Origin of the sequence: Burkholderia sp. BCC1988 (assembly GCF_905339895.1) — a bacterium.
Taxonomy (GTDB): Bacteria; Pseudomonadota; Gammaproteobacteria; order Burkholderiales; family Burkholderiaceae; genus Burkholderia.
This window is the reverse complement of the sequence record NZ_CAJPHA010000002.1, coordinates 52,483-72,788: the sequence shown is the minus strand read 5'-3', so window position 1 is coordinate 72,788 and position 20,306 is coordinate 52,483. Positions and strand designations below refer to the sequence as shown.

Annotated in this window: 25 protein-coding genes and 1 pseudogene; 11 read left to right on the top strand and 15 right to left on the bottom strand. The window is 67.8% G+C overall.

The genetic code is table 11. The features are described from left to right. Positions 1–56: 56 nt before the first annotated feature. The 9 genes from U4012_RS03145 to U4012_RS03105 all read right to left on the bottom strand — a co-directional run bounded on the left by U4012_RS03145 (position 57) and on the right by U4012_RS03105 (position 6,496). Positions 57–506 carry a heme-binding protein gene (locus tag U4012_RS03145; protein WP_321796131.1) on the bottom strand — a complete coding sequence of 150 codons (450 nt, stop codon included), beginning with the start codon at positions 504–506 and terminating at the stop codon, positions 57–59. 21 nt (positions 507–527) lie between these two features. Next, positions 528–1,472, bottom strand: coding sequence for a catechol 2,3-dioxygenase (locus U4012_RS03140; RefSeq protein ID WP_321796129.1), 945 nt, complete (start codon positions 1,470–1,472; stop codon positions 528–530). Positions 1,473–1,497: 25 nt separating this feature from the next. After that, the gene (locus tag U4012_RS03135) at positions 1,498–1,854 is read right to left on the bottom strand and encodes a 2Fe-2S iron-sulfur cluster-binding protein (protein ID WP_044845461.1); all 357 of its coding nucleotides are present in this window, start codon (positions 1,852–1,854) and stop codon (positions 1,498–1,500) included. Position 1,855: 1 nt separating this feature from the next. After that, positions 1,856–2,920 (bottom strand): NADH:ubiquinone reductase (Na(+)-transporting) subunit F, encoded by a 1,065-nt coding sequence (locus U4012_RS03130; protein ID WP_124892922.1) that lies wholly within the window; start codon positions 2,918–2,920, stop codon positions 1,856–1,858. 25 nt (positions 2,921–2,945) lie between these two features. Next, positions 2,946–3,302, bottom strand: coding sequence for a phenol hydroxylase subunit P4 (locus U4012_RS03125; protein WP_321796125.1), 357 nt, complete (start codon positions 3,300–3,302; stop codon positions 2,946–2,948). 74 nt (positions 3,303–3,376) lie between these two features. Continuing rightward, positions 3,377–4,927 carry an aromatic/alkene/methane monooxygenase hydroxylase/oxygenase subunit alpha gene (locus U4012_RS03120; protein WP_044845464.1) on the bottom strand — a complete coding sequence of 517 codons (1,551 nt, stop codon included), beginning with the start codon at positions 4,925–4,927 and terminating at the stop codon, positions 3,377–3,379. A gap of 37 nt (positions 4,928–4,964) precedes the next feature. Then, a complete protein-coding gene (locus tag U4012_RS03115) occupies positions 4,965–5,234 on the bottom strand; it encodes an MmoB/DmpM family protein (protein WP_044845465.1) in 270 nt (89 codons plus the stop codon). 37 nt (positions 5,235–5,271) lie between these two features. Next, on the bottom strand, positions 5,272–6,267 hold the full coding sequence (locus U4012_RS03110; protein ID WP_321796121.1) for a phenol hydroxylase: 996 nt from the start codon (positions 6,265–6,267) through the stop codon (positions 5,272–5,274). Positions 6,268–6,283: 16 nt separating this feature from the next. After that, positions 6,284–6,496 carry a phenol hydroxylase subunit gene (locus U4012_RS03105; RefSeq protein WP_321796119.1) on the bottom strand — a complete coding sequence of 71 codons (213 nt, stop codon included), beginning with the start codon at positions 6,494–6,496 and terminating at the stop codon, positions 6,284–6,286. Here U4012_RS03105 and U4012_RS03100 point away from each other — a divergent pair. From U4012_RS03100 to U4012_RS03090, 3 genes are all read left to right on the top strand, one after another. Further along, entirely contained in the window at positions 6,495–6,719 is a 225-nt protein-coding gene (locus U4012_RS03100) for a hypothetical protein (RefSeq protein WP_185500417.1), read from the top strand. The two genes, U4012_RS03105 and U4012_RS03100, sit on opposite strands and share 2 nt — an antisense overlap. An 81-nt stretch (positions 6,720–6,800) precedes the next feature. Further along, entirely contained in the window at positions 6,801–8,489 is a 1,689-nt protein-coding gene (locus U4012_RS03095) for a sigma 54-interacting transcriptional regulator (RefSeq protein ID WP_321796116.1), read from the top strand. A gap of 1 nt (position 8,490) precedes the next feature. Beyond that, positions 8,491–9,231: a GntR family transcriptional regulator gene (locus tag U4012_RS03090; protein ID WP_321796114.1), complete on the top strand. Its 741-nt coding sequence runs from the start codon at positions 8,491–8,493 to the stop codon at positions 9,229–9,231. 24 nt (positions 9,232–9,255) lie between these two features. Here the strand turns inward: U4012_RS03090 and U4012_RS03085 are convergent, their stop codons facing one another. Then, on the bottom strand, positions 9,256–10,080 hold the full coding sequence (locus U4012_RS03085; RefSeq protein ID WP_321796112.1) for a phosphate/phosphite/phosphonate ABC transporter substrate-binding protein: 825 nt from the start codon (positions 10,078–10,080) through the stop codon (positions 9,256–9,258). 343 nt (positions 10,081–10,423) lie between these two features. Here U4012_RS03085 and U4012_RS03080 point away from each other — a divergent pair, with 343 nt between their 5' ends. Together U4012_RS03080 and U4012_RS03075 are read left to right on the top strand one after the other, a co-directional pair. After that, positions 10,424–11,449 carry a fatty acid desaturase gene (locus U4012_RS03080; RefSeq protein ID WP_321796110.1) on the top strand — a complete coding sequence of 342 codons (1,026 nt, stop codon included), beginning with the start codon at positions 10,424–10,426 and terminating at the stop codon, positions 11,447–11,449. A 235-nt stretch (positions 11,450–11,684) separates the two neighbouring features. Then, on the top strand, positions 11,685–12,887 hold the full coding sequence (locus U4012_RS03075) for a benzoate/H(+) symporter BenE family transporter (protein ID WP_321796108.1): 1,203 nt from the start codon (positions 11,685–11,687) through the stop codon (positions 12,885–12,887). A gap of 27 nt (positions 12,888–12,914) precedes the next feature. On the opposite strand, the gene U4012_RS03070 is transcribed toward U4012_RS03075, so the two are convergent. Beyond that, positions 12,915–13,802 (bottom strand): NAD(P)H-binding protein, encoded by an 888-nt coding sequence (locus U4012_RS03070; RefSeq protein WP_321796631.1) that lies wholly within the window; start codon positions 13,800–13,802, stop codon positions 12,915–12,917. A gap of 295 nt (positions 13,803–14,097) precedes the next feature. After that, complete coding sequence (locus U4012_RS03065; protein WP_124667405.1) at positions 14,098–15,003, bottom strand: AraC family transcriptional regulator; 906 nt, start codon at positions 15,001–15,003, stop codon at positions 14,098–14,100. Positions 15,004–15,195: 192 nt separating this feature from the next. On the opposite strand from U4012_RS03065, the gene U4012_RS03060 reads away from it, so the two are divergent. Beyond that, complete coding sequence (locus U4012_RS03060) at positions 15,196–15,417, top strand: hypothetical protein (RefSeq protein ID WP_321796104.1); 222 nt, start codon at positions 15,196–15,198, stop codon at positions 15,415–15,417. 38 nt (positions 15,418–15,455) lie between these two features. On the opposite strand, the gene U4012_RS03055 is transcribed toward U4012_RS03060, so the two are convergent. Next, on the bottom strand, positions 15,456–16,409 hold the full coding sequence (locus U4012_RS03055; protein WP_124487108.1) for a LysR family transcriptional regulator: 954 nt from the start codon (positions 16,407–16,409) through the stop codon (positions 15,456–15,458). Between the two features lie 100 nt (positions 16,410–16,509). Between U4012_RS03055 and U4012_RS03050 the strand changes: the two genes are divergently transcribed. From U4012_RS03050 to U4012_RS03040, 3 genes and pseudogenes are all read left to right on the top strand, one after another. Then, entirely contained in the window at positions 16,510–17,868 is a 1,359-nt protein-coding gene (locus U4012_RS03050; protein ID WP_321796101.1) for an NAD(P)/FAD-dependent oxidoreductase, read from the top strand. A gap of 323 nt (positions 17,869–18,191) precedes the next feature. Continuing rightward, entirely contained in the window at positions 18,192–18,626 is a 435-nt protein-coding gene (locus U4012_RS03045; RefSeq protein WP_257774346.1) for a phosphatase, read from the top strand. 149 nt (positions 18,627–18,775) lie between these two features. Next, positions 18,776–18,986 (top strand): annotated as a pseudogene (locus U4012_RS03040) (hypothetical protein); the annotation flags it as partial. Here U4012_RS03040 and U4012_RS03035 read toward each other — a convergent pair. Then, positions 18,971–19,222, bottom strand: a complete 252-nt coding sequence (locus tag U4012_RS03035) for an energy transducer TonB (protein ID WP_321796098.1) — start codon at positions 19,220–19,222, stop codon at positions 18,971–18,973. The pseudogene U4012_RS03040 and the gene U4012_RS03035 overlap by 16 nt on opposite strands. Positions 19,223–19,301: 79 nt before the next feature. Next, complete coding sequence (locus U4012_RS03030) at positions 19,302–19,580, bottom strand: transcriptional regulator (RefSeq protein ID WP_321796096.1); 279 nt, start codon at positions 19,578–19,580, stop codon at positions 19,302–19,304. 30 nt (positions 19,581–19,610) lie between these two features. Between U4012_RS03030 and U4012_RS03025 the strand changes: the two genes are divergently transcribed. Beyond that, positions 19,611–19,808 (top strand): hypothetical protein, encoded by a 198-nt coding sequence (locus tag U4012_RS03025; RefSeq protein ID WP_135800955.1) that lies wholly within the window; start codon positions 19,611–19,613, stop codon positions 19,806–19,808. A 167-nt stretch (positions 19,809–19,975) separates the two neighbouring features. After that, positions 19,976–20,275: a hypothetical protein gene (locus U4012_RS03020; protein WP_321796093.1), complete on the top strand. Its 300-nt coding sequence runs from the start codon at positions 19,976–19,978 to the stop codon at positions 20,273–20,275. The last annotated feature ends 31 nt before the right edge of the window (positions 20,276–20,306 follow it).

Sequence of the window (20,306 nt, the reverse complement as noted above, 5' to 3'; positions counted from 1 at the left end):
CGTGGGTTCGTGAAGCGTGTTCGCGTGCGATGTCGTGTCGTGTCGCATGCCACGTGTCACGACCCGCCAAGGCCGGCCGCATCGAGCCCCGCCTGCGCGCATTGCGCGTCCTGCGCCTCGTTGCCGCCCGACACGCCGATGCCGCCGATCAATGCACCGTCGTCGACGATCGGCAGCCCGCCGCCGAACGCGACGAAGCGCGGTCGCAGCACGAGGCCCTGCCGCACGGCGTCCGAGTGCGACGCCAGGGCGGCATGCCACGCGCCGGTCGGCAGACCGAAGCTCGCGGCCGTGTACGCCTTGTCGATCGCGATGTCGATCGAATGCAGCGGCGCGCCGGGCATGCGCACGAACGCCGCGAGCAGCCCCGCCGCATCGACGACCGCGACGTTCACGCGCACGCCGAGCCGCCCGGCGGCCTCGGCCGCCGCCTGCGCGGCACGCGCGGCGGCAGGCCAGTCGATCGTGCGCAGCTCGACGCTGCGGGTCGTATCGTTTCGGTTCATTGCGCTGCGCTCCTTCGCGGGTCAGGTATAGACGGTCGTGAACGCTTCGTTCAGCTCGCCGGAGTGGAAGAAGATCCCGCGCCCGAGTTCCTCCTCGGTCCACGTGGTGACCGGGCGATCGGGTTGCGCGAGATAGCCGAGCCCCGCGAACGTCTCGTTGCGGTTGCCGCTCGGATCGAAGAAGTAGATCGTGGTGCCGCGCGTGATCCCATGCCGCGTCGGCGCGACGTCGATCTTCACCTTGTTCTTCGCCATCACGTCGGCCGACTTCAGCACGTCGGCCCAGTCGTCGAGGAAGAACGCGATGTGATGCAGCCCGTTGCGCGGGCCGCCGACGAACGCGATGTCGTGCGGCGTCGTGCTGCGGAACATCCACGTCGCGGCCTGGATCGTGTTGCCCGGCCCGACCATCACCTGTTCCGCCAGGTGGAAGTCGAGACACTCGGCCATGAAGCGCGTGTTCTCCTCGACGCGGTTCACGCCGGCCTCCGGATTCAGCTCGCACATCAGCAGGCAGTGGTCGAGCCAGTGCACGGCCGAGCCCGGCACGTCGTCGGGCCACGGATCGGGGTTCAGCGAGCCGACCGCGGTGCCCACCAGGTCCTTCTTCGCGAACAGGCGCAGCTCGTGCCCGCTCGGCAGCAGGAACCGCAATTGACGCCCGACCGCCGGCAGCGCGCCTTCGGGCAGCATCTCGGTCGCGATTCCGTATGCTTCGATACGCTGCTGCAGCGCGTCCAGATCCGCGTCGTGCTCGACCTTGTACGCGGCATGCTTGAGCCCCGCCTGATCGGACGGAGACAGGATCAGCGAATACTTGTCCCATTCGTCCCAGCATTTCAGGTAGACGTTGCCCGCCGCGTCGCGCATCGTCTCCTGCATGCCGAGCACGCGCACGTAATGACGCAGCGCCGCTTCCATGTCCATCACCTTCAGACTGACATGACCAATACGCATCACACCCATGATGTGTCTCCTCCTGGTTTCCTGATTACTTGTCGATCGCCGGCGCGCCTGCACAGGACGCGCCGCAGAAGAACGGCTTTTTCAACCGGCCGGCCACTTCGAGTTCGACGTCGCCGTCCGGCACGACGCGGCACGCCAGCGCGTAGCCGTCGCTTTCCTCCTCCGCGCTCACGTGCGCTCGGCTGATCGGCCCGAGCTTGCGCACCGCGCCGCGCAGCACACGCACCTTGCATACGCCACACCCGCCGTTCAGGCAGCCGACCGGAATGCCGCGCCGGCCGAGCTTCGCCATGCCGGCCAGCAGCGACTCGCCGGACACGCACGCATAGCGCTCGTCGGTCTGCGCGATCCGGACCGTCCCGCATACGCGGCCCGCGTCCATGTCACACCCGCCGGAACAGCGGGCTGCGCGTCTGTTGCGCGTCCGCCGCCGAGATGAACTTCTCGTGATAGATGTCGCGCTCGAACAGGCGCCCCTGCATCAGCGTCGTGATGCACGCGTCGATCATCGCGGGCGGTCCGCACAGGTACGCCTGGTGCCCCGAGAAGTCGCCGTCGAAATGCGCCTTCGCGACGTCGTGCACGAACCCTTGCGCGACGTCGCCGCCCGCATCCGGCGCGCCTTCGGACAGCGCCGGCACGTACGTGAAGTTCGGATGGCGTGCGGCGAGCGCGCGGAATTCGTCGTGGTAGTACAGCTCCTTCGCGTTGCGCTGACCGTAGACCAGCGTGATCGGCGCGGTGACGCCGCTCGCGAGCAGGTCCGCGATCATCGAACGCGGGCTCGACAGCCCCGATCCGCCCGCCATGAAGATCATCGGACGCGCGGCCGAGCGGCGCACGAAGAAGCGGCCGTACGGGCCCGACAGCCGCACGCGGTCACCCGTCGCGAGCTGCTCGTGCAGATAGCCGGTGCCGAGCCCGCCCGGCACTTGCCGCACGTTCAGCTCGATCTCGCCGGTGGCCGCGACGTCGGCCGGCGCGTTCGCGATCGAGAACGCACGGCTCTGCCCGAGGCCGGGAATCTCGAGCTGCACGTACTGGCCCGCCTGGAAATGGATCGGCTGCGACAGCTTCAGGCGGATCGACTTGATGGTCGGCGTGAGCTGCTCGATGCGCGTGACGTCGGCCGCGAAGTCCTTGACCGGGATGATCTCCGCGTCGGGCTCCTCGTCGACGTCGGCCTCGATCACGGTGTCGGCCTGCAGCGTCGCGCAGCACGCGAGCGCCTTGCCTTCCTCGCGCTCGAAATCCATCAGCGCGAACGGGTTCGCGTCGCCGAGATCGGTTTCGCCGTCGAGCACGGCGACCTTGCAGGTGCCGCACAGGCCGTGACAGCACGCGTGCGGAATGTAGATGCCCTGTCGCAGCGCGGCGTCGAGCATCGTCTGTCCTTCCTCGACCTCGATCGTCACGCCCAGCGGCTCGATGGTAAGTTGATGGCTCATGATGGTTCGCTCGTCCGCGTGGCGGTCAGAAGCTCGCGCCGCCGAGGCCGTCGAGGCCCGGCGTGCGGAAGCTGATCAGGTCCTTGTGCCCGAGGCCGTTGTCGGCCAGGCTCTTCGCTGCGTCGGGCGTCCACGGCTCGCCGGAGCGAAACCACGCGACGCGATCCCAGTCGATCTTCGAGAAGTCGGGGTGATAACCATAGACGGGCGGCAGCACCTTGTTGGCCAACGCGCCGAACGGCAGGTCGGGCGGCAGCGGCAGGCAGAACGGCGCCGGGAACATCAGGTGGTCTTCCCAGCACACGTAGAGCAGCGGCGCCGGAAACTTCCCGACGGCATCCTTGATCGGGAAGTCGTAGGGTTTGAGCGCGATGACGGCCATGTTTGTCTCCTGTCGGCCCGCGTTCGCGCCGTGGCGCGCGCGGGTCCTGTTCAAGGTTGCGTATCGATTGCGGGTCAGTTGCGGGTGGCCTGGCCGCGCCAGGCCGCGAAGTTCTTCTGGTCTTCCGAGCCATCGAAATCGAGGTTGTCGCGGCCCATCTGCACTTCGTAGTAGTCGAGCACCGCGGCGAGCGGATCGAAGCCTTCCGCGCTCGGGTCCGCATCGGGCGGGAAGCAGTTGCCCTGATGGATCTGGTGCACCGGCAGCCACGCCTGCACGTATTTCTGCGGCTCGTGGTCGAAGATTTCCTTGCAGTGATCGCTGCAGAAATGGAACTTGTTGCCGAGGTAGTTCGACTCGCGCGCGCCGATCTTCTTCGGGTTGCCGGGCTCGGTGAACAGCATCGGGATCTGGCAGGTCTGGCACAGCATCGGCAGCGTCTTCATGTAGAAGCGGTTGCCCGCTTTCGCCTGCTCGCCCCAGTAGTCGAAACGCGGCCGGTAGTAGCGGTCGAACGAATCGGGATACTTCGCGGACAGCCACGCCATCTCGTCTTCGGTCGGCACCCAGGTGTGGAACGCGGAGGCCGCGTTGAAGCCGTAGAACGTCGACCAGGCCTGGTGGCTGATGTGGTCCTTGCCTTCGCACGCGTCCTGCCAGCCCTTCGGCTCGCGAATCCCGTAGCGCGCGAGATCCTTGAACAGCGCGCCGCCGTTCTGCTCCGCGTACATCTCCCACGATTCGCGCCAGCTCATCACGCGCTTCGGCTGCATGTAGTCCATCATCATCGCGACCAGCGTGAGCAGCCGGTAGCCGCGCCAGAACCACTTGTCGATCCAGCGCTGCACGATCGGCACGTTGTCCGGGTCCTGTTCGAGCAGGAACTTGATGCACTCGATGCCGAGCGTCATGTGACGCGATTCGTCCGACTGCGCGGAGAAGCCGAACGTGACGGTCGACATGTCGCCGTTGTATGCGGCGCCCGACATGAACGGCACGAACAGCAGGTTCGTCAGCACGTATTCGAACGAGAAGCTGACCGCGGTCAGGAACTCGAACGGGCCCGACGAATACGCATCCTCGAAGAACGACTTCGGCACCGACAGATACCAGACGCGATCGAACCAGTGGTTCGAATGATGGAAACCGTTGAAGAACTTGTTGTACGTCGACATCGCGTGCGTTTCGGTCTGGTAGTGCCGCAGCTCGTCGATCGACTGCATCTGGCACGCGATGCGCGCGCCCTCGCCGGTGAAGTGCCGGCCGACGTGCGCGAAGCCGCGGTGCGCGAGATATTCGAGCGGCGTCACGCCCTGGATGAACAGCTTCAGCGCGTTGATGTAGCGGGCATCGGTCACGCCGAGGAACGCGTTGTTCTGCGTGAACGCGTCGATCACCGCGTACAGCTTCTTCTCCTTCTCGCCCTGGTATTTCCAGTACGCATCCATCGTCAGGCGGAACGGGTCGACCCACTTGTCCCAGTCGTGGATCTTGATGCCTTCATAGCGGTCGTACGGGAAGACCTTCTCCATCGGCTGGTAGGTCGTCTCCCAGCCGAGGCCGCGCGTCATTGCCGCGTAGCGGTCCTTCAGGCCGAGCTTTTTCTTGAGCGTTGGCGTGTCCATGCGTGTCTCCGTGTTGTCGGTGCGCGTAGCGCGGCGTTCAGTGCGACCAGCTCAGCGTGAACTGGTCGTCGTCCTCGTCGATGTGGCCGGACAGCGTGATCAGGTTCACCTGCAGCTGCTGCAGGTCGAAGCGCGTGCCGGTCAGTTCCTCGATCGTGTCGCGGCGGATCGTCAGCCGGTCCGGCGCGTCGATCTTGACCATGCCGGGCGACTCGACCACCACCGCGCGCGGGTTGTCGGCGACGATCGCGTCGACGATCGGTCTGGAGTCCTCATTGGCCTGAAAGGCGATGAATACGTTGGACATGCTGGTTATCCTTGGGATGTGAGGTGAATGCCCGTCGTCAGAGCGCGATGCCGAGCTTCGCGACACGCGCGTGGAACTGCTCGCGCACTTCGTCGAGCGCGGCCTGGCCGGCGTCCTGCAGCGCGCGTGCGGCGACCGGCGCGAGCGCCGCGTCGGCCCGGGCCGACCAGTCGCGGGTCCAGCGGGCGAGCAGCGCGCGGTTGTCGTCGGATTCGGCGGCCATCGTCTTCACGACCGCGTCGATCCAGCGGTTCGATTCGGCGTGCCATTCGGGCATGAACGCAGTCAGCATCGCGACCGCCGAGCCGCCCGCGAGCGCAATCCGTTCGTCGACGAAACGGTCGTAGATGAGCGGATACAGCAGGCCGTCGAGCGCGAGGTTCTGCGCGACGAACAGCTCGACCGGGTCGGCCACCACCAGCGTGTCCTCGACGTAGCGGCGCAGCGGCTGCCAGGCGGCGTCGTTCGTCCAGGCCGCCTTGGCCGCGTCGAGCACGTCGGGCTCGGCCATCGCGAGCGCAAGGCGCGTCAGGTACTGCGCGACGCCGAGGTTGTCCATCGCATGGAACATCGCGGGCGCCGTGAACGCGGTGCCGTAGCCGAGCGCGCAGATCTGCGCGTTGTTCATGTTCGCCCCCCACGCGACGTGGCGCAGCGGCACCAGCACGTCGAGCGCGTGCGCGGCGACGTCGTCGCGCATCAGGCCGATCATCCGGCGCGACTCGACGAACTCGAAGTTCGACTCCATCGCGTCCTGCTGGCGCGCCCGCGTGGTCGCCCACGACGCGTAGTAGAACTGGCGCGGATCCTTCAGCGCGTACCAGCTCGCCATCCGGATCGCCGAACGCGACGGATCGAAGATCTCGTGATCCGGATCCCAGGTCGGCCGGTAATGGAAGTTCGCCTGGGGCTGCGCGCCCATCATGCCTTCCTGGTAGCGCGTCGCCGTCTTGTCGCCGCCGATGTGCTGCGCGACGTGCGCGAAGGTGTGCCGGAGCGGCTTGATGTCGACTGTCTTCAGCTCGATGGTCACTTCTTGCTCCTCAATGTCATGGGTTCGCTTCGACGTCGAGCCGCGTGACCTGCTGTTCGCGGCAGAACGCATCGAAGGCGGCAGGAGGCAACGTCAGCTCGACGCACAGCTCCGGCGCACCGCCGATCGACAGCTCGAATTCGACGAAGCCGCGCACGTTCGTGCCCGTCACGCGGACGCACTTGCGGCCGGGATCGAGCGGGAAAAGATCGGTCGGATGCTGATTCATGATCGGTGTCGCCTCCATGCCGGACTTCAATGCAGCATCCGTGCCACGTTCGGATCGACCTTCAAAAAATCTCGATAATTCAGGGAAAGCCCTGACGCAAAGTTCGAATTCGCGATCCACAATGGCGGTTAACCAGAACGGCAAACGCACGCCGGCGACCCTGCCGGAACCTATATCCGGCGGCCTTTTTCATCATTTGAGCAACTCGGTCGAGCGCATTTGATGAAATGATCAAATCGATCCGCTCACCGCGGCGCTGCTGGCGAAAACTTTGAAAATCACGAGAAATCTCGACGGAGGAGACATGACGCGGCCCAGCCTGCCCCCTTTGCCGCCGGACACCGACCTGCGCAAGCTGATCCATTTTTCGGCGAGCGACGGTCGCATCTGGCTGGCCGGACAGCGGATGGTGCTGCTGCATGCCGGCGCGCTGGCGACGCTGCGCCAGGAACTGATGGAAAGCGTCGGCGCCGCGCAGACGCGGCGTTTCTTCACGCGGGTCGGCTTCGCGGCCGGCGAACGCGACGCCGCGCTCGCGCGCGAGATCCGCAGCGGCGCGTCGCTGTTCGACATGTTCCACGTCGGCCCGCAACTGCACATGCTCGAAGGCGCGGTGCAGGTCACGCCATTGCGTTTCGAGGCCGATCCCGCGACCGGCGCGTTCTACTGCGAATACCGCTGGGAACATTCATGGGAAGCCGACGTGCACCGCCGCACGTTCGGGCCGCAGCCCGAACCGGTGTGCTGGATGTTGATCGGTTATGCGACCGGCTATACCAGCGCGTTCATCGGCCGCACGATCCTGTTCAAGGAAACGACCTGCGTCGGCATGAACGACCCGCACTGCACGATCGTCGGCAAGCCGGCCGACGAATGGCCCGACGCGGAGGAAATCACGTCGTGGTTCAAGGCCGACTCGCTGATCAACACGATCCGCGACCTGCAGACCGAAGTCGAATCGCTGCGCCTCGAGATGACGCCCGACGACGGCCGCACGCGGCTCGTCGGGCGCTCCGACGCGTTTCGCGCGGCCTATGCGCTGCTGGAGACGGCCGCGCCGACCAAGGTCGCCGTGCTGCTCACCGGCGAGACGGGCGTCGGCAAGGAACGCTTCGCGCGTGCGCTGCACGGCCTCAGCCCGCGCGCGGCGAAGCCGTTCGTCGCGATCAACTGCGCGGCGATTCCGCATGCGCTGATCGAGTCGGAACTGTTCGGTGCGGAGAAAGGCGCGTTCACGGGCTCGCAAACCGCCCGCGCCGGGCGCTTCGAGCGCGCGGACGGCGGCACGCTGTTTCTCGACGAGATCGGCGAGCTGCCGCTCGACGTGCAGGCGAAGCTGCTGCGCGTGCTCCAGGACGGCGAGGTCGAGCGGCTCGGCGCGACCGACGGCCGGAAGGTGGACGTGCGCGTCGTCGCGGCGACCAACCGCGATCTCGAACAGGCGGTGCGCGACGGCACCTTTCGCGCGGATCTCTACTACCGGATCAACGTTTATCCGGTGCTGATTCCGCCGCTGCGCGACCGGCAGGACGACATCGCACCGCTCGCCGACGCGATGCTCGACCGCTTCGCGGCGCTGCACGGCAAGCCGACGCCCACGCTGACCGATTACGCGTACGACGCGCTGCGCGGCTATCGCTGGCCCGGCAACGTGCGCGAGCTCGAGAACCTGATCGAGCGCGCGGTGATCCTGTCGCGGCCGAACCGTCCGGTCGACGCGAAGGACCTGTTCCCCGGCGTCGGCTCGCCCGGCGGCGCGACGGTCGACCGGGCCGGGCAGATCCGGCCGGCGGCCGCGATATCGATCGACTGCGGGTCGATCCTCGACCAGCTGCAAGGCGGCGGCGGGCTCGACGGCCTCGAGCGGGCGCTGCTGCATGAAGCCGTCGACCGCGCGAACGGCAACCTGTCGGCCGCCGCACGCCTGCTCGGGCTGACCCGCGCGCAGCTCAGCTATCGGCTCAACCGCAAACAGGATCAGGAGGACGCGTGACATGAACAGCATCCTGCCCGCCCATCCGTTCGACGATCCGCCGCCGGCGCTCGAACCGGCCGCCGACGACGCCGCCGAACCGCACGCCCGCACGCTCAGCGAGCACGCGTATCACCAGCTCCGGCAGCACATCGTCGAAGGGCATTACCCGCCCGGCACGAAGCTGCGCGTCGAGCACCTGAAAGACGTGTACGGCGTCGGCGCGGGCACGCTGCGCGAGGCGCTCACGCGGCTCGTCAGCGATGCGCTGGTCGTCGCCGAAGGGCAGCGCGGGTTTCGCGTGACGCCGATGTCGGTCGACGATCTGGAAGCGATCACGCGCCTGCGCATTCATATCGAGGTCGATGCGCTGCGCGACTCCGTGCGGCACGGCGACGACGCATGGGCGCAGCGTGTGCGGCAGAGCTTCGAGCAGTTGTCGGCCTGGGAGCAGCCGGTGTCGATCGAGCACCGCGCCGCATGGGAAGCGTGCAACCGGCGCTTTCACGAAGCGCTGATCTCGGCGGCCGCGACGCCGTGGACTTACCTGATCCTGCGCATGCTGTCGCAGCAAAGCGAGCGCTACCGGCGCGTGTGCATCGGGCTCGGCGATTCGAAGCGCGACGTGCATGCGGAACACACGTGCCTGTTCGAAGCCGCGATGCGCCGCGCCGATGCGCGGGCCGCGCTCGCGCTCGAAGACCATATCGGCACGACACTCGCGGTGGTGCGCAACGCGCCGCCCGGTACGTTGCCGTTCTAGCGTGCCGCCCCGCGGACGACGCGATCACGCCAGCTCGGGATACCCGTGCGCGGCCGCGTCCCGCGCGAACCCGGCAATCGTGTCGTACGCGCCCGGCGGCAGGCGCTCGAATCCCTTCAGCCGCAGTGCGCTCGCCCGCGCCGGATCGAGCGCGACCGCGTGATCGAGCGCATCCTGCAACGCCTCCACGAGCCGCCCTTCCAGCGCTTTCGACGCGATCAACGGCAACCCCGGCGCCGACGCCGTCATGCCGATGATCCGGATCTCTTTCAACAACTCGGGCAGCGCGTCACGCACGTACGCGAAGGTCACGCAATCGATCGCCGCGCAATCGGCAACGCCTGCCGCCAGCGCGCGCAGCACGTTCAGGTGCGAGCCGAACGGCACGACCGAACCGAAGAAACGCCCGTCGTGCGCGTGCGGCGCGACCGCGTGCCGGAACGCGTTCATCCCGCTGTGCGAATCCGCGCCGTTGAAGGCGGCCCGCAATCCGCGACACGCGGCCAGCGTCGTCGCGCCGCCCGCATGCACGCGCGCCGACGCGACCAGCACGCTGCTGTAGCGCGCGCCGTCGCAGCCGGGGGCATCGAAGGCCGGTGTCGCGATCAGGTGCGCGGTATCGCGCAATCCGAGCATCCGGTACGGATAACCGCACGTCTGCGACAACAGCAGGTCGTTGCGGCGCCACAGCGCGTGCAGATCCCCGAACGGCTCGTCGAGCAACGCGACGCCGGCCGGCCCGCCGGCGCGCGCGAACGCATCGAGCGCGTCACGCAGCAGCGCGCGCCACAGCGCGGCGTGGCGCGGCGTCACGTTGTACATCGGCAGTCCGGCGATCCATTGGCGCATGCGGGCATTCTACGCATTGGCGGCGCCCTGGAGAAAGCCCGTTCGCCCGGGCGTCGCCGGGGTCCGGCACGCGGCCGGGGCCGGGGCCGGGGCCGGGGCCGGGGCCGGGGCGGCCAATGCTTATCGGCCGCGCAGCGATAAGCAAATCCGAATTGCTTGGTTGGCCTGACTACGCGGCCCGGTTAGCGTTCCAGTGTCGCGACGCCGCCGCATGCCGCTTCAGCGGCTGACCGCGAGCCGCAACGCCTGTCGGCCAACCGCATCGCAGCCCGCACCGGCGCGATCGTCCGCTACCGGTTATCCGTATATCGCCCGCTTCACCCGCTTCATCCGCCCCAGCACCATGGCCGAATACTTCGACGTCGACCACGCGCGCGCGATCGCCACGCTCGACGCCCGCTTCACTGCCCGTACCGAGTGGCCGACCTGGCTGCTGGTCGTCACGATCTACGGCGGCTGGCTCGCCGTGCTGCTGCTCGTGCGTGCCGAGCGCCTGTCGCTCGCGGGCGCGACGCCGCCGCTGATCCTGCTCGGCGCGTGGCACATGTCGCTGCAGCACGAGCTGCTGCACGGCCATCCGACGCGCTCCGCGTTCGTGAACCGGCTGCTCGGCTATCCGCCGCTGACGATCTGGTACCCGTACACGCTCTATCGCGACACGCACCTCGACCATCACCGCGACGAGGACCTGACCGTGCCGGGCGTCGACCCGGAAACGAACTACGTGTCGCGCGAGCAGTGGGCGCGGCTGCCGCGCTGGCGTCGCGCGCTGACGGTTGCGCGCACCACCTTCGTCGGACGTCTCGTGGTCGGGCCGCCGACGAGCATCGCCGCGATGTTCGCCGACGCGTTCGCCGCGTTCCGGCGCGGCGACTTCCGCTATCTGCCGATGTGGGCGACGCACGCCGCCTGCGTGGTCGCGCTGCTCGCGTGGCTGCAGTGGGCGATCGGCGTGCCGTGGTGGTACTACCTGCTGGGTGTGACGTGGCCCGCGCTGTCGCTCGCGATGATCCGTTCGCTGTTCGAGCACCGCGTCGCGCGGCATCCGAAGGCGCGCATCGCGATCAACGAGGCCGGTTTTGCGATGCGGCTGCTGTACCTGAACAACAACTACCACCTCGTGCATCACGACCTGCCGAGGCTGCCGTGGTACGACCTGCCGCGCGCGTACCGGATGCGGCGCGACGCCTATGCGGAGAAATGCGGCGGCTTCGTGATCCGCGGCGGGTATCGCGAACTGCTGGCGCGCCATGCGTGGACGCCGACCGACACGCCCGTGCACCCGTTCGACCAGGGCACGGCATCGCTGTCGACGGGCGGCGGTGCGAGGGTCGCCGCGGTCGACGGGTATCTTCAGATCAGTACGTAACGCGCGAGCGGGGCTGCGCTCCGCCGTGAAGCCGCCCGATACGACGATGCGACGACGCGACGACGCGCGCCAAGCCGCCCCGGCGCGTATTCATTACAAAAAGCCGACAACGCCGAGCTTCATCGGCGAATTGCCAATTCCACCGGCAATGTCCAGAATGACGGCTCGTCCGGGGCTTCCAACAATCATTCGCCCCGGCTCAGCCTCCCGGCCGCGCGCCGCACTCCCTACGACGATGCAACCGAACACCTCGCCGGGCGCGATCCGCTCGATCGGCAACGACTGGTCCGTCTCCGCGGTCACCGCGGGCTTTCTCGCGGTGCTGATTTCCTACGCGGGCCCGCTCGCGATCTTCTTCCAGGCGTCGCAGGCCGCGCATGCGTCCAACGAGATGGTGGCTTCGTGGGTCTGGGCGATCTCGATCGGCGCGGGCGTGTCGGGGCTGTTCGCGAGCTGGAAACTGAAGGTGCCGGTCGTGACCGCGTGGTCGGCGCCCGGCACCGCGCTGCTCGTCGGCCTCTTTCCGCAACTGACGCTGAACCAGGCCGTCGGCGCGTACATCACGGCCGCGCTGATCATCCTCGTGATCGGCATCACCGGCTATTTCGACCGGCTCGTGCGCCATATTCCGCGCGGCATCGCGTGCGGGATGATGGCCGGCATCCTGCTGCCGTTCGGCATGCGCGCGTTCTCCGCCGCGACCGCGCAGCCGGTGCTCGGGTTCGGAATGATCGCCGCGTACGTGATCTTCAAGCGCCTGCTGCCGCGCTACAGCATCGTGCTCGTGCTGCTGACGGGCGCCGCGCTCGCGACGCTGCTCGGGATGGCGCATCTCGGCAACGTGTCGCCGAGCATCGCGCGGCCGGTCTTCATCGCCCCCGAATGGACGCTCGGCACGACGCTCAGCCTCGCGCTGCCGCTCGTCGTCGTCAGTCTCACCGGCCAGTTCCTGCCGGGGATGACGATCCTGCGCGTGTCGGGCTACCACACGAGCGCGCGGCCGATCATCACGGCAACCAGCGTGATGTCGCTCGCGGTCGCGTGCTTCGGCGGGATCACGATCGTGGTCGCGGCGATCACCGCGGCGCTATGCACCGGCAAGGACGCGCACGAGGATCCGGACCGGCGTTATATCGCGGGCATCGCGAACGGCGTGATCTACCTGATCGGCGGCCTCTTTGCCGGCACCATCGTCACGCTGTTCTTCGCGCTGCCGAAGGCGTTCGTCGCGATCCTCGCGGGGCTCGCGCTGATCGGTGCGATCGGCGCGAACGTGCACGGGATCTTCGAGGACGAGGCCCATCGCGAAGCGTCGGTGATCACGTTCCTCGCGACCGCTTCGGGGATGACGTGGCTCGGGCTCGGATCCGCGTTCTGGGGGATCGTGATCGGGTCGGTCGCGTATGCGGTGTCCGGCAGGGCGCGGCGGCAGGCGTAACGCGCATCCTTCCAGCCGCCGCCCCGCTCATCGCGCGTGCGCGCGCACCAAGGTCGCGAGCGCGTCCGCCAGTGTCGTCGTGCCGTACACGCGCTCCGACACGCCGGCCTCGACATCGATCTGCCCCGCGTTGTGCACGTCGTACAGATCGACGATCAATTGCGCATGCCGTTCGCTGAGCCCCGCGCGCAACAGCGTCGCGGTCCATGCGTCGCGCGGCAGTTCGCGCGCGACGATCTCGCGGTCGGCCGCCGCGCCGAGCGTATCCGCGATGTCCCGCACGCTCGCGCGCTGCGGCCCTTCGATGCTGACGATACGCGGCCCGTTGCCGGTTTCGGCGGAATCGAGCAGCAACCGCGCCGCCGCGACACCCACATCGGGCGCCCAGACCGTCGGAAACGCCTTGTCGACCGGATGGTGAAAGCTCGGCAGCACACCGGTTGCGAGCGCGACGGGCAACACGCGCGTCCAGTTCTGCAGGTGCTCGGCCGAGCGCAGCAGCGTGAGCCGCGTCGGAACCGTCTTCACCGCTTCTTCCAGACGATGAAAGAGCCGCGTGATGCCCGTGTTGCCTTCACGCTCCGCGCCGTAGTCCGACAGCGCGAGCAGCGCCGGCGGCGGATTCGCGGCAAGTGCGCCGGTCACGATGTCGATCGTCCGCTCCATCGTTGCCGCGGGGTCGCTGTCGGCGACCGGCACCGGACACAGCATCTGCACGGCTTGCGCGCCATCGAGCGCCGCCGCAACCGCGCGTGCGTCGGTCAGGTCGGCAATCGCGACGTCGCAGCCGAGTTGCGCGAAACGATCGCGCCGGCGTGCGTCGCGCAGCACCGCGCGCACGGGATGGCCTGCCTGACGCAGGGTCGTTGCAGTCGACAGTCCGACGTTGCCTGATGCGCCGAAAATCACGAACACGATCCGCTCCTGGGGGATGAAGGTGATGTGATTGTCGGTGCGCATCGCCGACGTGACGCGCACGGACGGATGACGCGAGCAGGAAAGGATGACGGATCAGGCGCGTGCCGGGTTCGCCCGCTGCATGGCCGGAACCGGACGTTGTGCGGCACGGTGTCGAACGCTCGCGATCGAGGCTCGCATGGTGCCGCCAGCCACGCTCATGCAGTCGAAACGAAGCATTGTCCGCGCGCGACGAATCGAGCACTCGCCGATCGTCGTCGCGCACGCGCGGACATTGAGCCACCGCGCTCGATCAACGGTCGTCGCCGTCATAAGCGAGCCTCAGCCCACCCCGCGCCCCTGACCGCGCGATCTCCGTCGGCGTCGCGCCGAGCACGCGATTCATCCAGTTCGCCATGTGGCTCTGATGCGCAAACCCGGCTTCGAGCGCGATCTGGCTGATGCTGAGCCGGCCTTCGAGCAGCAACGCCTTCGCACGCTCGACCCGGCGCCGCACCACGTACTGATGCACCGGCATCCCGAGCGTCTCGCGAAACAGCACCTTGAAATGCGGCACGCTGATCGACACGAGCGCCGCGAGTTCGGCGAGCGTCATGCGTCGCTCGAGGTTCGCCTCGACATAGTCGATCACGCGGGCCGCCGCCTTCGGCGCAAGCGTACGCCGGCGCTCGCGGAACGCCGGCTGGCTGTCGACCAGCCGCGCGACGAGCGCCGTGCACAGGCTCTCCGCATAGAGCGGGTCCGACGCGTCTTCCGCCTCGAGTTCGGCGGCCATCGCCCACGCGATGTGCTGCAGGCGCGGATCGCGCACCTGCAGCCGCCGGCGGATCTGCGCCTGCGACGGCTTCAGTTCGAGTTGCTCGAACGTGCGCCGCACGAACGTGTCGCTGAGCGCGATGTGCAGGATCCGGCAGTCGGCGCTGTCGGTCCACCGGCCCGGCAGGCCGGCGGGAATCACGTCGACGTCGCCGTGCGCCTGGATGCGCGACACGCGTTCGCCGTCGCAGACACAATCCGCGCGCACGGGGGAACCGATATGCACGCCGATGCGGTGATGCTCGGCGGCCGGAATCCGGTACGTGCCCGCGCGAATCTCCAGCAGCGACGCGCCGAAGCCGCGCCAGCCAAGCCCGCGGCTGGAGCGCAGGCTGACCGGCACGCCGTTGTCGGTCGGCGCGGCGAGAATCGGATCGCTCATGGTTCCCCTCCACCAGATCGGGTGTCGAACGCGCATTGTGACGCTTTTCCACGGTGCTTGCCGGGCCTGAACGCCCGTTCCCGCGCCGCGCGGAAAAAGATCATCCGTTTCTGCTCCAGCCGATCCGTGCCTGCGCGCCGGCAAGCGCCGACACGCCTACGATCGCCTCATCCGACACCTACGGAGCCCGTCATGCCCGATTGCCGCCCGTTTCGCGCGACGTTCGCCGCGCCGCCGCCGTCCGGGGCCACCCGCGTTGCTTCCCGCCGCGCTTCCCGCGCTGTTTCCCGTCCGCGTTCCGGCAGTATCCGCGCGACACTCGCCGCACGTTGCCTGCGCATGATCGGCTGGTACCGGCTCGAGCGGCTGCTCGCGTCGATTCCCGACAGCAACGACGACTTCGGGATCGTTTAACCGCCGCGACACAGGGCACACGCGCCGCCCGCGTCGGCCTACTTGCGCCGCCGCTCGTGCGGCGCGACGGTCGCGCCGTCGATCACCGGCGCGCCCTGCTTGATCAGGAAGTCGCGAAACAGCCCCGTCACCTGCGAGATCCGCCGGTCGGCGAGCGTGACCACATACCATTCGCGCTCGATCGGGTTGCCCGGAAACGGCAACTGCCCGAGCAGCCCCGTGCGCAACTCGAGTGCACACGCGTGCAACGACAGGAACGCGACGCCGAGCCCCGCTTCGGCCATCTGCTTGATCGCCTCGTTGCTCGACAGCTCGGAGCCCACGTGGAAGCGGTAGCCGGCCGTCTTGAAAAGGCTCTCGACCGTGGAACGCGTGCCCGCGCCGCGTTCGCGCACGAGCAGGTGCGCGGATTCGAGATCCTTCAGCGCGACGCGCTTGCGCTGCATCAGCGGATGGCCGGGCGCCGCGACGAACACCATCGGATGCTTCGCGAACTCGACCGCGTGCGTGCGCAGCTCCTTCGGCGCGCTGCCCATCACCGCGAGATCGATTTCATGCGTCGCGAGCATGCGGATGATGTCGTCGCGATTGCCGACCTTGAAATAGGTCTTCACGTGCGGACGCGTCGCGGTGAATTTCACCAGCAGCGGCGGGATCAGGTACTCGGCCGTCGTGATCGCGCCGATCCGCAGCGTGCCGCCGAGATCGCCCGTCAGCGCGGCCACTTCGTCGCCGGCCTCGCTCCACAGATGCAGGATCTCGCGCGCATAGCGCGACACGATTTCACCGGCGGCGGTCAGCTGCACGCCGCGCCCCACCCGCTGCAGCAGCGCGGCGCCCACCGCCTCCTCGAGCAGGCGCACCTGCAGCGACACGGCCGGCTGCGTCAGGTTCAGCTCCTCGGCCGCGCGCGACACGCTGCCGAGCCGCGCAATCATGTCCAGCGCCTTCAGCTGCCGGAACGTCGCGGTCTTTCCTATAAGTGAATACATATGAGTCGCTTATAAACATTAAATTGTTCGCGTAGGTTCAAAACTATATCGTCGGTTCTTGAGCAATGTCATCCGAATCGTCATCAGCGGGAGCCACAACATGGACACCATCACGCCTACCCTTGCAACGGATCGCGCACCGCGCGTGCCGCGCATCGTGATCGTCGGCGGCGGCGCCGGCGGCCTGCAGCTCGCCACGCGCCTCGGCGACACGGTCGGCCGCCGCGGGCAAGCCGACGTCGTGCTCGTCGACCGCTATCCGACGCACTTCTGGAAGCCGCTGCTGCACGAAGCCGCGTCCGGCCATCGCGATCCGGCCTCGCACACGATCGAATACGCGGCGCAGGCGAAGCGCCACGGCTTCCGCTTCGTGCAGGGCGCGCTGCAGCGGGTCGACCGCGCGGCACGCACGGCGACGATCGCCGCGGTGCAGGACGCGGACGGCACGGAGATCCTGCCGCAGCGCGAGCTCGGCTACGACGATCTGGTGCTGGCCGTCGGCAGCGTGACGAATTTCTTCAACGTGCCGGGCGCCGCGCGCCACGCGTTGCCGCTCGAAAACCTCGACCAGGCCGAGGACTTCCGCCGCAAGTTCCTCGCCGCGTGCACGAAGGCGAACCACCTGGCCGAGCAGCAGCCGGCGCGCCGCGCCGCGCCGATCTGCATCAACGTGATCGGCGCGGGCGCGACGGGCGTCGAACTGGCCGCCGCGCTGCGCCATGCGATCCAGCAGCTGACGACGTATCGCTTCAAGGCGCTGGTGTCCGCACGCGACTTGCACATCCGGCTGATCGAAGGCGGCCCGCGCATCCTGCCTGCGCTCGACGCAAGGCTGTCGGCCAAGATGCACGCGCAACTGCGCACGCTGAATGTCGACGTGCTGACGGACACGCGCGTCGCGGAGGTCGGCGCGGACGCGGTCACGACCGCGGCCGGCGAGCGGCTCGCGAGCGACATCACGATCTGGGCGGCCGGCGTCGCGGGCCCCGCGATGCTGCGGGAACTCGGCGACATCGCGCTCAACCGGTCGAACCAGGTGATCGTGACCGAGACGCTGCAGACGCCCGACGATCCGCACGTGTACGCGTTCGGCGACTGCGCCGCGTGCCCGTCGGCCGACGCGGGCGGCTTCCTGCCGCCGCGCGCGCAGGTCGCGCACCAGCAGGCCGTGTACCTGGGCGAAGCGCTCGCGCGGCGCCTCGCCGGCAAGCCGGTGGCGGGCTTCACGTTCCGCGACGCGGGCACCGTCGTGTCGCTCGGCCAGGCCGGTGCCGTCTATCAGGCCGACCTCGGCGTGCGTTCGCGCTCGCTGATCGTCGACGGGCTCGCCGCGATCGGGCTGTACAAGTTCCTGTACCGCAAGCACCTGTTCAGCGTGTACGGACTGAAGCGCGCGCTGTTCCAGTCGCTGAGCCACTGGCTGCAAAGCCGCAACCAGCCGTCGATCAAGCTGCACTGAGCGTCGACGGCCACGCGGCATCGCAAGACGGCGTATCGGGCGCACCTCGCCCGATACGCCGTTTTTTCATGTGCACACATCCGGTGCATTCATATCGCGCATGCGTCGGGTGCGTCACGTCGAACGCCATCGATACGATGCCATTCGTCCCGAACGTATGGATCGCGTGCATCCCGCGCCGGTACTGGCTCGCCGCCCGATTCATCAGTCAAACCCTATGAGTCGGCTATAAATATTAATTGGTTGCAATTTCCGGATCGACGCTAAGGTGTCGGGCATTCCCGTCCGCGAACGGACCGTCACGTCTCAGGAGAGGAATCACCGTGGTCATCGAAGCCATCGTCACCCGTCTCGACGCCGCATTCGCGCAGATCGAAGCGACACCGGATTCGCACGAATCGCGCAACCAGCGCGATGCGATCATCCAGTGGCTCGACAGCGCGTCGGAGCAAGGATATCGACTCGGTCTCGTCACGACGCTGCCGGCCGCCCGCCTCAGCGACATGTTCGAAGGCCAGTTCGGCCGCGCGAACCTCGACCGCTTCTCGGTCGTCGTGACCGACGCCAATCAGCAGGACTCCATAGCAAATCAGCATCCGTTCGACGTCGCGCTGCAAGCGCTGGGCGTGCCGCCCGAGCGCGCGGTGGCCGTCGCGAGCAGCGAACCGGAACGCCGCGAAGCCGAGACGTTCGGCCTGTCGCGTTGCGTGCGCATCACCGACACGATGCGCTCGATCGCATCGGCAGGCGTGCACTGAGCCGAGCGCCGCATACGGGCCGGCTCGCGCCGGCCGGTCGCGATCCGGCGCGATGCCGACGATTGCCCGACCGAATTCCGACATTCCGCCGTCAAGGCGGCCCGCAACACTTCCAGGCTCGACCGATCCTGCCCGGCGACCGGATGTCGGCGATGGCCGCGAAACTGCGATGGGACGTGTATCGCAATGGCTCGCGGCTCATCGTGAAGATGATGCTTGTACAACGAGCGCGAGATGGAATTCCAGGCGGCGTGCGACGGCGCGAAGATCGCCGCGGGCAGTCACTTCTACGACTACGCGGTACGCGGAATTGAAGCGCCGTTACGGGTGTCCGTGACGCGCCGTCAGTCCACCGGGTAATCGAGATCGTGCCAGCGCTTGGCCGATTTCCCGCCGGAGCCGAGGTGACCGCCGGGGAAGCGCATCACGGCGATCGCGTGCAGCGCTTTCGTGTCGAGCGCGGCGTCGCCGCAGCTGCGCCTGACCTTGAGATCGCGGACGCGCCCCTGCTCGTCGAGCCAGACCCGCACGATCACGCGCCTTCTCGACGCGGGAGTCTGCACACCGCGTGACAACAGGCGATCCATCAGCGACATGAAGTTCTCCCCGATCGTCGAATGCTACGGTTATCGCCGCGTGCATCGATGAACGACGCACGCCGGTGTGCGCGCTGCGTCAATGCCGGGCGGCTGTGCTCATGTGTGCCGGCGCGGCCTTCGGCTTCGCGGCGACATGCGCCTTCGGCTCGGCGCCGGCCGCATGTTGAACCTTGCCGGTCTTCGCAGGGGCCGCGTGTGCGTTCAGTGCAGGTTTCGCGCCGGCATGCGCCGCGACCGGCGCCTTCGACTGCGAACGAACGGTTTGCCGCCCCGGCTTCACGGCCGCCGCGCTGCTCGCCGCCACGGGCGGATGCTTGACCTGCTGCGCGTACGCGTTGACGTCGTGATCGCTCATCCACGATTCCGTGTAGGCCGCCGACGCGGGATGAGCCAGGTTGAGATACGCGACCGATGCGACGAGAAAGGCACGAACATGCGTGCGACGATTGAATGCGGTAATGACGAATGCTCCTTTGCGAACTGGCTCGACGCCCTGTATCGGCGCCGTCGTGGCGGCACGATAAAGGAGCGCATTCCGCACCGCAAGCGTCTGCCGGAGATCCAAACGATTCTTGACGTTTGAACGATCGATCCGGTGCGGGCGAGCTCGAACCGGCGCGGCAGCCGCGCGGTCGCTTCGGCATGCACATGTCGTCGCGCACGGGGCCGGAACGCTGAAAGCCAATCCCCCCCGACGACGCCGAACTAGGATTCGCCGACGGTGTCGAACGTGCATCGCCGGAGATTCACATGAAACGCGCCACCCCGTTCGCCCTCCTGATCCTGCTCGCCGCCGCCAGCTTGCCGGCACTCGCCGGCAGCGCCGCGTCGCCGGTCCCGCAGCAAGCGAAAAACTGCGTACCGTCCTCCACGTCCGCCGGCACGGCGCCCGGCTCCCGCGCCGCATCAAAAGCGCCGCCGATTCGCGTGTGCGTCGGCGACTCCGACACGCAACTGAACCTGCCGTGGTTCCTGACCGACGTCCTCACCGCCGTGGACACGCATCAATCTCCCCGCGACCTGCTCCACAAGATGCGCGACGATTTCTGAAGCGCTGCTGTCGCCGATGCACGCGCTGGAA

What these genes read in the sequence shown, in the direction of transcription:
- U4012_RS03145 (WP_321796131.1), bottom strand. Translation starts at nt 506, where the DNA reads ATGAACCGAAACGATACGACCCGCAGCGTCGAGCTGCGCACGATCGAC.
- U4012_RS03140 (WP_321796129.1), bottom strand. Translation starts at nt 1,472, where the DNA reads ATGGGTGTGATGCGTATTGGTCATGTCAGTCTGAAGGTGATGGACATG.
- U4012_RS03135 (WP_044845461.1), bottom strand. Translation starts at nt 1,854, where the DNA reads ATGGACGCGGGCCGCGTATGCGGGACGGTCCGGATCGCGCAGACCGAC.
- U4012_RS03130 (WP_124892922.1), bottom strand. Translation starts at nt 2,920, where the DNA reads ATGAGCCATCAACTTACCATCGAGCCGCTGGGCGTGACGATCGAGGTC.
- U4012_RS03125 (WP_321796125.1), bottom strand. Translation starts at nt 3,302, where the DNA reads ATGGCCGTCATCGCGCTCAAACCCTACGACTTCCCGATCAAGGATGCC.
- U4012_RS03120 (WP_044845464.1), bottom strand. Translation starts at nt 4,927, where the DNA reads ATGGACACGCCAACGCTCAAGAAAAAGCTCGGCCTGAAGGACCGCTAC.
- U4012_RS03115 (WP_044845465.1), bottom strand. Translation starts at nt 5,234, where the DNA reads ATGTCCAACGTATTCATCGCCTTTCAGGCCAATGAGGACTCCAGACCG.
- U4012_RS03100 (WP_185500417.1), top strand. Translation starts at nt 6,495, where the DNA reads ATGATCGGTGTCGCCTCCATGCCGGACTTCAATGCAGCATCCGTGCCA.
- U4012_RS03105 (WP_321796119.1), bottom strand. Translation starts at nt 6,496, where the DNA reads ATGAATCAGCATCCGACCGATCTTTTCCCGCTCGATCCCGGCCGCAAG.
- U4012_RS03095 (WP_321796116.1), top strand. Translation starts at nt 6,801, where the DNA reads ATGACGCGGCCCAGCCTGCCCCCTTTGCCGCCGGACACCGACCTGCGC.
- U4012_RS03090 (WP_321796114.1), top strand. Translation starts at nt 8,491, where the DNA reads ATGAACAGCATCCTGCCCGCCCATCCGTTCGACGATCCGCCGCCGGCG.
- U4012_RS03085 (WP_321796112.1), bottom strand. Translation starts at nt 10,080, where the DNA reads ATGCGCCAATGGATCGCCGGACTGCCGATGTACAACGTGACGCCGCGC.
- U4012_RS03080 (WP_321796110.1), top strand. Translation starts at nt 10,424, where the DNA reads ATGGCCGAATACTTCGACGTCGACCACGCGCGCGCGATCGCCACGCTC.
- U4012_RS03075 (WP_321796108.1), top strand. Translation starts at nt 11,685, where the DNA reads ATGCAACCGAACACCTCGCCGGGCGCGATCCGCTCGATCGGCAACGAC.
- U4012_RS03065 (WP_124667405.1), bottom strand. Translation starts at nt 15,003, where the DNA reads ATGAGCGATCCGATTCTCGCCGCGCCGACCGACAACGGCGTGCCGGTC.
- U4012_RS03060 (WP_321796104.1), top strand. Translation starts at nt 15,196, where the DNA reads ATGCCCGATTGCCGCCCGTTTCGCGCGACGTTCGCCGCGCCGCCGCCG.
- U4012_RS03055 (WP_124487108.1), bottom strand. Translation starts at nt 16,409, where the DNA reads ATGTATTCACTTATAGGAAAGACCGCGACGTTCCGGCAGCTGAAGGCG.
- U4012_RS03050 (WP_321796101.1), top strand. Translation starts at nt 16,510, where the DNA reads ATGGACACCATCACGCCTACCCTTGCAACGGATCGCGCACCGCGCGTG.
- U4012_RS03035 (WP_321796098.1), bottom strand. Translation starts at nt 19,222, where the DNA reads ATGTCGCTGATGGATCGCCTGTTGTCACGCGGTGTGCAGACTCCCGCG.
- U4012_RS03030 (WP_321796096.1), bottom strand. Translation starts at nt 19,580, where the DNA reads ATGAGCGATCACGACGTCAACGCGTACGCGCAGCAGGTCAAGCATCCG.
- U4012_RS03025 (WP_135800955.1), top strand. Translation starts at nt 19,611, where the DNA reads ATGAGCCAGGTTGAGATACGCGACCGATGCGACGAGAAAGGCACGAAC.
- U4012_RS03020 (WP_321796093.1), top strand. Translation starts at nt 19,976, where the DNA reads ATGAAACGCGCCACCCCGTTCGCCCTCCTGATCCTGCTCGCCGCCGCC.